The 11,904-nt window shown below is 37.3% G+C and carries 10 protein-coding genes; 4 read left to right on the forward strand and 6 right to left on the reverse strand.

Translation table 11 applies throughout. The features are described from left to right. The first annotated feature begins 138 nt into the window (after positions 1-138). The 3 genes from HME7025_RS11455 to HME7025_RS11470 all read left to right on the forward strand — a co-directional run bounded on the left by HME7025_RS11455 (position 139) and on the right by HME7025_RS11470 (position 2,581). Positions 139-348: a response regulator transcription factor gene (locus tag HME7025_RS11455; RefSeq protein ID WP_109324124.1), complete on the forward strand. Its 210-nt coding sequence runs from the start codon at positions 139-141 to the stop codon at positions 346-348. A gap of 286 nt (positions 349-634) precedes the next feature. After that, positions 635-1,240, forward strand: coding sequence for a hypothetical protein (locus HME7025_RS11460; RefSeq protein ID WP_109324125.1), 606 nt, complete (start codon positions 635-637; stop codon positions 1,238-1,240). A 609-nt stretch (positions 1,241-1,849) separates the two neighbouring features. After that, positions 1,850-2,581, forward strand: a complete 732-nt coding sequence (locus HME7025_RS11470) for an RluA family pseudouridine synthase (protein WP_109324127.1) — start codon at positions 1,850-1,852, stop codon at positions 2,579-2,581. A gap of 1 nt (position 2,582) precedes the next feature. On the opposite strand, the gene HME7025_RS11475 is transcribed toward HME7025_RS11470, so the two are convergent. From HME7025_RS11475 to HME7025_RS11495, 5 genes are all read right to left on the reverse strand, one after another. After that, positions 2,583-2,990: an RrF2 family transcriptional regulator gene (locus tag HME7025_RS11475; protein ID WP_109324128.1), complete on the reverse strand. Its 408-nt coding sequence runs from the start codon at positions 2,988-2,990 to the stop codon at positions 2,583-2,585. A 136-nt stretch (positions 2,991-3,126) separates the two neighbouring features. After that, positions 3,127-3,594: a 30S ribosomal protein S7 gene (rpsG, locus tag HME7025_RS11480; RefSeq protein WP_109324129.1), complete on the reverse strand. Its 468-nt coding sequence runs from the start codon at positions 3,592-3,594 to the stop codon at positions 3,127-3,129. 72 nt (positions 3,595-3,666) lie between these two features. Beyond that, complete coding sequence (rpsL, locus tag HME7025_RS11485) at positions 3,667-4,071, reverse strand: 30S ribosomal protein S12 (protein WP_109324130.1); 405 nt, start codon at positions 4,069-4,071, stop codon at positions 3,667-3,669. A 139-nt stretch (positions 4,072-4,210) separates the two neighbouring features. Then, complete coding sequence (uxuA, locus tag HME7025_RS11490; RefSeq protein WP_109324131.1) at positions 4,211-5,401, reverse strand: mannonate dehydratase; 1,191 nt, start codon at positions 5,399-5,401, stop codon at positions 4,211-4,213. A gap of 436 nt (positions 5,402-5,837) precedes the next feature. Further along, positions 5,838-7,388 carry a DUF4301 family protein gene (locus tag HME7025_RS11495; protein ID WP_317046217.1) on the reverse strand — a complete coding sequence of 517 codons (1,551 nt, stop codon included), beginning with the start codon at positions 7,386-7,388 and terminating at the stop codon, positions 5,838-5,840. A 66-nt stretch (positions 7,389-7,454) separates the two neighbouring features. Here HME7025_RS11495 and HME7025_RS11500 point away from each other — a divergent pair, with 66 nt between their 5' ends. Then, positions 7,455-9,377, forward strand: a complete 1,923-nt coding sequence (locus tag HME7025_RS11500) for a RecQ family ATP-dependent DNA helicase (protein ID WP_109324132.1) — start codon at positions 7,455-7,457, stop codon at positions 9,375-9,377. On the opposite strand, the gene lon is transcribed toward HME7025_RS11500, so the two are convergent. After that, a complete protein-coding gene (gene lon, locus HME7025_RS11505; protein ID WP_109324144.1) occupies positions 9,338-11,833 on the reverse strand; it encodes an endopeptidase La in 2,496 nt (831 codons plus the stop codon). The genes HME7025_RS11500 and lon overlap by 40 nt on opposite strands. Between the last annotated feature and the right edge of the window lie 71 nt (positions 11,834-11,904).

Consider the following 11,904-nt stretch of genomic DNA (forward strand, 5'->3'; position numbering starts at 1 on the left):
ACAAAAAAAATTGAGATTTATTACTAATTCGCTGAATATCAAAGAGAAAATTTTTGAAAAAATTTAGTCTGCTTTCGTTATTTCATAATTTACCGTATTATTGCTCCAACAATAACCTAACCCTAATAATAACTTCACATGATTCACCAAGTCCAAAATGGAGATTTTACTCTCCGTGAACTCGAGATTATTTTTCTAATCCAACAAGGAAATACCTCCCAAGAGATTGCCGAAAAACTTCACATCTCCAAATTCACCATCAAAAAACACCGAGAAAACATCGCTCGAAAAATCGGTAGCCATGGGAAAAAAGAATTCAGAAGATTCATTCGAAATTTTAAGGCTTGATCCTATTAGTGAATAATTGCTCTTTCTAAAAACAGAAATATTTCAAAAAATAGGAGAAAAATAGGGGAACCGTAGGACATCATTCCCTACAATGGACTTTTAAAAAACCAAGAGCTTTACATCAAGTTGGCCAACCTTGGTGTATCCCGAAAAACCAGAAAAGAGTAGGTAAGGAAATTAAAAAACTTTAAAAATGAAACTACGGTATTGTTCCAAACTAATAAGTGTAACCATATTATTTTGTGTGTGCATATCTTGCTCTAGATTTGAAAATTCAGATGTATTAATGACAGATAACAGGGATTATGAAAATGATTTGAAATTGGCAAAACTTGAATTATCTAATTTACAATCAGTTTTGAAGAGTATAACAGATAAAAATAAAACCTTTATTATTGAAAATGAAAATTTAATAATAAATCAATTTAACGGCGACGTACTATTATTTTTAAATAAGTCGAACATTGAACTGTCAGAACTTAATAAAGCTATAAATCAGTTCCAATTTGTTACAAGAAAAAATAAAACTTTAACTTATAACCTTAACAGCTCGGAATTTAAAGAAAAACTAATTAATGAGATTTTAGTCAAACGACAAGTTTTAGTTGGCACAACAGATTGTCTTGCTACTCGCGAAAGTCAATTAGCACAATGTTCTTCCAACTTTTTTGGAGGAGCGATAAATAGTTTAATTACTCAAGGAGTTACATATGGGATTGACTACTACATTGCATATTTACAACAACAAGCTGCTGCTGGTGCGGCACCATCAATTCCATTTTTCACAATTGGAGCTAGTATTACAATTACAATTCAATCAATAATGAATTATTATTCTTGCGAACAAGAAGCAGATGATAATTATATCAAATGCAAAAAAATAAAAAGATAATAAAATAATTTCGCCTTATTTAATCACCATTTAGTCTACATTTTCTATACAAATAAAAAACTCAAGTTAAAGTAATATGAACATACCTAAAATCCCTTGGCTAGCCACTTTCAATCTTACCCTCTTTTTTCTAGGCAAACATCTTTATGATGTTAGTTGTAATCTTTTAGTTAACACATCTTATTGGATAAAGCTTCTTGTCTTTATAGTTAATTATTTAATTCTAGCAATAATTATCATAAGGATTAACAAAAACTTTCAGTTTAAATACCCTAGTAGTTATATTTCAAGCCTCTATTTTATAAGCACCATTATTTTACAAATATATTTTGGAGTGAATAAAATTGAAAAATGGCAAATAGAATTCATTCTGTTTGCCATTATCAACTTAGGTATCATGAGTTTATTCTTAAAAAAAGGAAATATTGAATCGGATTAAACCAGCAGTTTGAAAACAAAAAAAATGATTTTTAAAAAACAACTTATGGCATGAAATTGGTACAATTTACTTATGAATACGCGTTTCTAATCTACCTCTGAAAAATTTTACAAATTAATTGTCCTACCTTTGTCATCGCAAGACTGAGCCAATTCAGGCCTTGTAGAAGGATTAAAATGAAAGACTACCACATCATATACGAGGACAATCACCTGCTAATTGTTAATAAAAGGGCAGGAATACTTGTCCAAGGAGATAGTACTGGCGACCGTACATTGACGGATGTATTGAAAGATTACATCAAGGAAAAATACCAAAAACCAGGTGCTGTATTCTTGCATCCTGTACACCGTTTAGACCGCCCTGTGAGTGGTTTAGTTGTATTTGCCCGTACTTCCAAAGCTTTGGAACGAATGATGGAGCTATTCCGTAAAAGGGAAATCCAAAAAACATATTGGGCTGTTACCCGTAGAAAACCCGATCCTACTAAAGGTAAGCTAACGCATTGGCTAGTAAAAAATGAAGCCAAAAATACCACTACAGCCTACGATTACCCTGAAGATAAAGCTCTGAAAGCCGAATTAAATTACAAGTTACTAGGAAAGATTAATTTACATTATTTGATTGAGGTAGAACCTATCACTGGAAGACCACATCAAATTCGCGTACAATTGGCCACTTTGGGATGTCCCATCCGAGGAGACATCAAATACGGGTATGATCGCCCGAATCCCGATGCTAGTATCAATTTACATGCACGCCGATTATATTTTGTTCATCCAATCAAGAAGACTCCCATTATTTGCAAAGCTGCAGTGCCTAACAATCCTTTCTGGGAAGAATTCCTAGAACTAGATCCAGAAGAGGTAAAAGAAAAGAATTTAGATCACTTGTACGAATAGCCTAGATTAGCTCTTCCAAAGTCGTTTTTTCCAAAACAGATAAATTGGCATCACGCCATTTGGCTAATACAGAGCGCAACTTACAAGTTTCTTCATTGGCACAGTCGTCACACTTGCCATAAAAATGCAAGGAAACACAAAGTGCAGGCGCAATCGGCCCATCCACTATTCGAATAATTTTGGCAAAAGTCACTTGACTCGGAGGTATACGAAGGTAATAACCTCCCCCTTTGCCTTTTTGACTTTGAAGAATACCATGATTCCTTAACTCCAATAGAATGGCTTCTAAAAACTTTTTAGGAATGTTCTCTGATTCTGCAATGTGAGAGATCAACAAAGGGCCTTTTTCATAAGCCTGAGCTAACACTTTCAACGCCTTCAAAGCATACTTTGCCTTCTTAGAAATCATTTGTCAATGGGTATTAAATTGGAACTGACCAAAGCTAAACATTTTATCAAGATTTGCCAAATTCTCCAATTGTGATAAAAATCAGCTCAAATAAAAAAGGCCAACCTTTCGGTTGGCCCTTCCAAAAAATCATTTATTAAAAACGGAAGTGTGAGAACGCTTTGTTCGCTTCCGCCATACGGTGTGTATCATCCTTCTTCTTCACAGCAGCTCCCTCTCCTTTTGATGCAGCAATGATTTCATTCGCTAAGCGATCCATCATTGTTTTGTCACCTCTTTTTCTTGCATAACCAATCAACCACTTCATTCCTAACGCAACTTTACGTTCAGCTCGCACTTCCGTTGGAACCTGGAAGTTAGCTCCACCTACACGGCGGCTCTTTACTTCTACAGATGGCATTACATTGTTTAATGCTTTTTTCCAAGTTTCTAATCCATTCTCCTTAGTACGCTCTTCTACTTTATCTAAAGCATCGTAAAAAATAGTGAATGCCACTGATTTTTTACCGTCATACATCAAGTTGTTTACAAACTTAGTTACTAATACATCCCTAAATTTAGGGTCTGGCAATAAATAGCGCTTTTTTGGTTTCGCCTTTCTCATGGTGTTAATGTTTAATGTCGACCCAACCTTCTGCCTTCACCGAGGCATACTGGATCTTTGTGTTAAAAAATGTTACTTCTTCTTAGCTGGAGCTGCTGCTTGACCTGGTTTAGGACGCTTAGCACCATACTTAGAACGAGATTGTAAACGACCAGATACACCGGCTGTGTCCAATGCTCCACGAATGATGTGATAACGTACACCTGGTAAGTCTTTCACACGACCACCACGGATCAATACGATCGAGTGCTCTTGCAAATTGTGACCCTCACCTGGAATGTAGGCATTCACCTCTTTCTGGTTGGTTAAACGAACACGAGCTACCTTACGCATAGCTGAGTTTGGTTTCTTTGGAGTAGTTGTGTACACACGTGTACAAACTCCTCTTCTTTGTGGACAGGAATCCAAAGCAGGTGACTTAGATTTCCAAGTCATTTGCTCACGGCCCTTGCGCACTAATTGCTGAATAGTTGGCATTTTAAATAATTACCGTTTAAATTTTAAATCTTTTTTATCCCCTTAAATAGCTTAAACTCATTTGGATAGAGTAATGCCATAGTAACGGGGGTGCAAAGTTAGCAATTAGAAATAGAATTCAAAACATCATTTTGGAATTTTATTTCAAAAATCCTTCGATTCCCAATTCTAGTCCTCTCAGTTCTGCTAATCCTCTTAATCGACCAATAGCAGTATAGCCTGGATTGGTCTTTTTTCCTATTTGTAAATCATCTAACATTTTATGTCCGTGATCTGGTCTAAATGGCATTCTAACATCTTTTCGCCCTTGTTCAATTCGACTTTTTTGCTCCAGCACCAAGGCTTTCATCACCCCAAACATATCCACATCACCATCTAAATGATCCGCTTCATAGAAGTTGCCATACTCATCGCGACGAGTTGCTCGCAAATGGATAAAATTAATACGATCTCCCAATCGCTCCACCATCCCGACCAAATCATTATCTCCTCGTACTCCATAGCTGCCTGTGCAGAAGCATAAGCCGTTGTTGGGACTTTCATAAGCCGCCAATAATTGTTTAGCATCAGATTCTGTGCTTACAACCCTTGGTAAACCCAAAATAGGATAAGGAGGATCATCAGGATGTATGGATAGATTTACTCCTGCTTCTTCAGCTACTGGTGTAATTTCTCGAATAAATTCATACAAATGCTCCCTTAACTCTGCCTCACCTACATGCGCATAAGTATCTAAGGCCTCCTGAAATGAAACTAAAGTGAAACTTTCTTCACTTCCCGGCAATCCAGCTATAACATTACGAATCAACTTCTCTCTTTGAGAAGTGCTGGACTGTTCAAACCAAGTTTTGGCTCTTTGGATTTGATCTGAACTATAATGGTTTTCAGCACCGGGTCTTTTCAATAAAAACAATTCGAAGGCTGCAAATTCAGCCGCATCAAATCGCAAAGCCCTTGAACCATCAGGCAATTCAAAATCTAAATCAGTTCTTGTCCAATCCAAAATAGGCATGAAATTATAACAAACCGTATCCAAACCCGCTTTGGATAAATTGCGAATCGACTGCTTATAATTTTCAATGTATTTTTTAAAGTCGCCCGAACGAGTTTTGATAGCCTCATGTACTGGAATGCTTTCAATAACCGACCATGTTAGCCCTGCCGCTTCTATGATTTGCTTCCTTTCTAAAATATCTTCCAAATCCCAAACTACTCCATTGGGGATTTGATGCAATGCATTCACGATGCCTGTTGCACCTGCTTGTCGGACATCCGACAAGCTTACTGGATCATTCGGTCCGAACCAACGCCAAGTTTGTTCTAATGCCATAGTATATTAATTCTGTGTCTAAATCTTTGAACTTCTACTTAATTGGATTACACTTAGTAAGCATAAAAAGATTGGTCCCAAATGCCTTACTGCCCAATGCGATTCTCTTAAATTGGCCTAATTCAATTGGTATAATCTAATGGTCTAATCTAACTCGCTTAGATTTGTCAACTTTTTGAAAGTTGACAAATCTGAGTTGACAAATCTGGTTGACTCTAATTAACTAAGTAACTTCCAACTAGAGCACAAAATTAGCCTTTCCTACTCAAAATCTGATGAAAAACTTGATTATTTTGACCAAGTTTTTGGACAAAAAAAACCTTGCCTGGACGCCAAGCAAGGTTTTTGTAATCAAGCATTTATATACTTTCTTTAATATCGATCGCTTTCAAAGGCCGCAAAATTAAAGCCTTTTTAATCAGGAACAAAACGCTGCCTAATTTTGATGTGCTGGCCTTAATAAATCATTCACCGTTTTTACTGGATTAAATGTGTCCAATGGGACCTCCACAAATATGGTATTCCAATTGGCCATAGCCCCATTCCATAATCCAGGTAATTCTTGCGCTTTTAACTTCTTTCCATCCTTTGTTTTCTCCGTGATAAATCCTGTGCTCATGTCGCGGTATTGAAGCAAATCAAACGATTTGCCTTCAACATCTTTAGTGGCACAAACCAAATCCACTGGGTTAAAGTGAGTAGAGTCCGTAAAAATCGCTTTTTGCAATTCATTAGACATATCCACTTGTGCGGATTCAACCAATTGCAAAGTGCTATTCCCCTCTTGATCTTTGCACCAAAATGGTCCTCCTCCTGGTTCTCCTGTATTTTTCACCACTCCACAAATACGGGTAGGGCGATTAAAAATCTTCTTGAACAAGGCAATCTTCTCCTCTTGTGAATGCTCAACCCAAGCTTTTCCTGGCTGAATGCCTAAATATTTACCAGAAAATTCTTGCATTTCCTCCAGCGTTGCAGCACTAATTTCTCCTTTCAAAACACGAGCATACGCTTTAATCTTATCCAATATCTCCACCAATAATCCTCCTAAAGCCTTCTTATATACTATGGTGCTATCTTTTAATTTATCTGGAACCACGTTATCTATGTTCTTAATAAAGATCAAATCTGCATCCAAATCATTTAAATTCTCTAATAAAGCCCCATGTCCAGCTGGTCGAAATAACATTGACCCATCCGCCTCACGAAATAAATTATTATCCTTATCTACCGCAACCGTATCGGTGCTAGGTTTTTGTTCCGAAAAACTAATATGAAATTTCACTTGATACTTTTTCTCCAATTTGGGTAGAACTTGATTTACTAAGGCATCAAATCTTGAACGATGCTCTGGAGAAACCGTAAAATGCAAATATGCATCTTTCCCATCCGAAGCATACTCAACCGCTTCCACCAAGTGTTCTTCTAACGGAGTTCTTACTCCATCTTCATAATAATGAAATGACAATAAACCTTTTGGCAATGACCCATAGTCTAAACCCTTATTCAACAACAAATTTTCCAATATCTCTTGCTCCGTTGACCACTCTGGCAACAATTTCTTTAATTCTGGTGCAAAAGCAAATTCACTTAGTCGATCAAAAAATACCGAAGATTCCTTATTAGGTTTCAATTCAGCTAAATGCTCGAAAAGTGATTTAAACATACGTGTTGCTGCACCTGAAGCCGGTACCATTTTCAAAATGGATAAAGTCTTTTTAGCATCTTCAAATCGTTTAACATAACGATCGACATCTTCATTTGACAAATGAATAATTCCGTTACCAATACTGGCAGCACGATCTAAATGCATCCAAGGAAACCCTTGCTTAAAATAATCAACTTGTTGATTTACTTCATGCTCACTAATACCTCTTTTGCTTAATTGTATTTTGTCCTTTTCTGTCAACATACGTACATATTTATTTCTAAATTTAATTGGAATCGTATAAAATTTCACCATCAAGAGCTTATTAATTCTATTCATTTCTCAAATTTTCTCCACTTTACGCATGAACTCCTTGCTTAATTTTTTGGTAGCTTTGAATTAGCTATGCAGGATATCCACGCCATTCTTAAAAAATATTGGAATTACGACTCTTTTCGTCCACTTCAAGAAGAGATCATCCACTCCATATTGGACAAAAAAGACACATTGGCTTTATTGCCCACTGGTGGAGGTAAATCCATTTGCTTTCAAGTTCCTGCCATGGCCATGGATGGCATATGCATCGTTATTTCTCCTTTGATTGCATTAATGCAAGATCAAGTAAACCAGTTAAAACAACGAAATATTGCAGCAGAAGCCCTCTATTCTGGCATGCATCCTAGACAAATCGATATACTACTTGATAATTGTATATATGGGAATATCAAGTTTTTATATGTTTCCCCAGAAAGACTAAAAACCGAATTATTTCTGGAAAGAGCTAAGCAAATGAATATTTCGCTCATCGCAGTAGATGAAGCACATTGTATATCTCAATGGGGATATGATTTTCGCCCATCCTATTTGGAAATTCTAACTTTCAAAAACTTATTTCCAAATACTCCTTGCATGGCCTTAACTGCTAGTGCAAATCCCGAAGTTAAAGCTGATATCCTCCAAAAGCTGGAGTTCAAAAAACCTCAGATCTTCCAGAAGAGCTTCAGTCGGGCTAACCTTTCTTATTCTGTTCTCTGGGAAGAAAATAAAGAAAAAAAACTGATCCAAATGCTTCAACGCGTTCCTGGATCTTCCATTATTTATGTTCGAAATAGAAAAAAGACCCAGCAAGTCAGTGACCTAATTCAACAAAATGGAATTTCATCTACCTTTTACCATGCTGGCCTAGACCCAAAAGAAAGAAGTTCCCGGCAAAAAGAATGGATTGAAGGTAAAATTCAGACCATTGTAGCCACCAATGCCTTTGGAATGGGGATCGATAAAGCTGATGTTCGCTTGGTTGTCCACTTAGATTTGCCCGATTCATTAGAAGCCTATTATCAGGAGGCTGGTCGGGCTGGTCGGGATGAAAAGAAAGCTTATGCCGCCATTTTAGTAGAGGAAAAAGACATATTAGATCTTCAAGCCCAGTGGTCAAAATCTTACCCAGATGCCGATGAACTAAAGAAAGTCTACCAGGCCATTAGTAATTATTTACAGATCCCTGAAGGAAGTGGAGAACTCATGCACTATGATTTTGAATGGTCTGAAATGGCCAATCGATTCAACCTCCCTTCATCAGAAACATTTTTTGCCCTAAAAACACTGGAAAATGAAGGCTTAATTTTGTTGAATGATGCCTACCAAAATCCCTCCAAAATTAAATTCAATGTTTCAGCCACAGAATTATACGATTTCCAAATTCGCAATGAACGTTTTGAATCATTTATCAAATGTCTTTTACGCATGTTTGGAGGAAATCTCTACCAGCAATTTGTCCCAATTTCAGAAGGGGCTATTGCACAACAATTCAAAGCTCCAATTGCAGAAGTAGAACGTAGCTTAGCTTTGCTTGAAAAATTTGAAATTTTGGATTACGACAAGCAAAATGGATTACCCAAATTAACACTACTCAGCCCGAGAGCCTCCGCATCTCAATTACCTATTGACTGGACTTCATATCACCAAAAGAAAGACCGAAGCCAGACTAAAATTAAGGCCGTCGAACATTATGTTCGAGATAAAAAAATATGTCGAACCCGTTTGCTCGTTGCCTATTTTGGAGAAAGTTTGGATAAAAATTGTGGAATCTGTGATACTTGTATTGCACAAAAAAAGGCCTCCACTGGGAAGGCCTATCCTGAAAGTCATGAAAGTGACCGTAAACTAATCTTACATTACCTCCAACATGGTTCATTAAGCTTACAAACGCTAGTCGATTGCCTCCGCCCTCTTTCCAAAGATGAAGCCATTCGCATCATTCAATATGCGTTGGATATCGGTGAAATCACCTATACTGCCACAGACGAATTAGGCTTAGCCTCATCCTGAAGTACAAAATTCACCGGGTTTTTTACTTTCTCATGTAATAAGGCCAAAGTCAATACCTCCATGGCATTCTCTACATAATAGAAATTCAGATCCGTAATATACCTCGGTTCAATCTCTTCAATATCCTTTTTATTCTTATGGCACAAGATAATTTCCTTAATGCCAGCACGCTTAGCAGCTAATATCTTTTCTTTAATTCCACCCACAGGAAGTACTTTCCCACGTAAAGTTATTTCACCTGTCATAGCCAAATTTAGCTTCACTCTCCTTTGTGTTAAAGCCGAAGCTATGGCAGTTAACATCGTTATTCCCGCCGAAGGTCCGTCTTTAGGAACTGCACCAGCTGGTACGTGTATATGCAAATTATACTGGTCAAAAATTCGATAATCGATATCCAATAAATCGGCATGTGCTTTCAAAAAACTCAATGCAGCCATGGCTGATTCTTTCATCACATCTCCCAATTGACCCGATAAAGTCAATTGACCTTTACCACGATTCAATAATGTTTCAATGAATAAAATATCTCCTCCAACCGGTGTCCAAGCTAAACCTGTCACTACCCCTGCATACTCATTACTTTCATAAGAATCGTTTTCAAAATTTTCTTGGCCCAACAATCGAACGACATCCGTTGCCTGTAGTTTATGAGGATATTCTTCTCCAATGGCGATGGATTTGGTGATTTTACGTACTACTTTCCCCAATTCTTGCTCTAATTTTCTAACTCCTGATTCACGGGTGTAGCCCTCTACTACTTTCTGGATTGCAGCATCTGTCATGCTAAAATCAGCCTTATCTAGACCATGCTCTTTCTTTTGCTTCGGCAACAAATGCTTTTTAGCAATTTGCACCTTTTCCTCCATGGTATAACCACTTACTTCAATGATCTCCATACGATCACGCAAGGCTGGGTGAATCGTATCAAGGTTATTGGCAGTAGCAATGAACATTACTCGAGATAAATCAAATTCTACCTCCAAGTAATTATCCATAAAACTATTATTTTGTTCTGGATCCAATACTTCCAATAATGCAGATGATGGGTCTCCACGATGGTCAGAACCTACTTTATCTATTTCATCTAAAATGAAAACTGGATTGGAAGACCCAGACTTCTTTATATTTTGAATGACCTTTCCAGGCATGGCGCCTATGTAGGTTTTTCTATGACCCCGAATTTCCGCCTCGTCACGTAAACCACCTAAGGCCATTCGAACATACTTTCTACCTAAAGCCTTGGCAACGCTTTTTCCCAACGAAGTCTTTCCTACTCCAGGAGGGCCATATAAGCATAAAATAGGAGCTTTCATATCTCCCTTCATTTTCAGTACTGCCAAGTATTCAATGATTCTCTCTTTGACTTTTTCCAATCCAAAGTGATCCGCATCCAGTATTTTTTTAGCCTTAACCAAATCAAAATGATCTTTGGTGTACTCTGACCAAGGTAAATCAACCAACAGTTCCACAAAATTCATCAACATCGGATATTCACCCGACATAGCATTGGTCCTTTGAAGCTTAGATAATTCTTTCAAGAAAAAATCATTGACTTCTTTCGACCATTTTTTCTTAGCCCCTTTAGCTCTAAGTCCGTCTAATTCTTGCTCTGGACTCTCTACCCCTAACTCCTCTTGCAATACTTTGATTTGCTGGCGAATGTAATAGTCTCGCTGTTGCTGATCAATATCACTGCTTGCTTTACTTTGTATCTCACGCTTTAACTCCAAATGCTGAATTTCCTTCATCATGTATTCCAATAGATGAGTAGCTTGCTCTATCCCATCCAAGGTCTCCAATAATTCTTGTTTATCCTTTAATTCAGCATTAATGTTGGAGGAAAGAAAATGCACTAAAAAAGCAGACGAATCAATATTATCCAATGCAATCTGAGCCTCTCGTGGAATCTCAGGATTCAAATTCAATATTTTAAGCGCTGATTCTTTTAAAGTGGATACCAGCGCCTTGTTTTCTTTATTTAACTTCTTGGGGAAATTATCCTCCAAATAATTCACTTTCGCAATTAAGTTCGGATCCGTTTTAATGAACTCCCTTACCTCAAAACGCTTCCGTCCTTGAACAATAATGGTCGTGTTTCCTCCTGGCAACACAAACATCTTAACGATGTGTGCCACGGTTCCCACTTTATATAAATCATCTGGTTGAGGCTCTTCTTTCGAATTATTAGCTTGTACTAATACCCCGATGGTTCGATCTCCTTTGTAAGCTTTTTTGACTAATCGAACGGATTTCTGGCGACTTACCGTAATGGGAATCACCATACCAGGAAATAAAACGATATTACGAATTGGCAGAATGGGTAGTTCATCTGACAAAACGCTCATTTTGTCATTGTTTTCCAAGCCTTCTGCTCCAATTGGAATCAACTCAATATTTTCGAAATCGGAAATGTCCGATAGGCTCAAATGCTTAAAAAGGTCATTTGGATTATTCATACACACATTTATTTAATCTTACCCTCCAATCTTGAAAGACGTACGGAGCTTAAACAAATTTCATGCCACAA

It is taken from the genome of Aquirufa nivalisilvae (assembly GCF_003143535.1).
GTDB lineage: Bacteria > Bacteroidota > Bacteroidia > Cytophagales > Spirosomataceae > Aquirufa > Aquirufa nivalisilvae.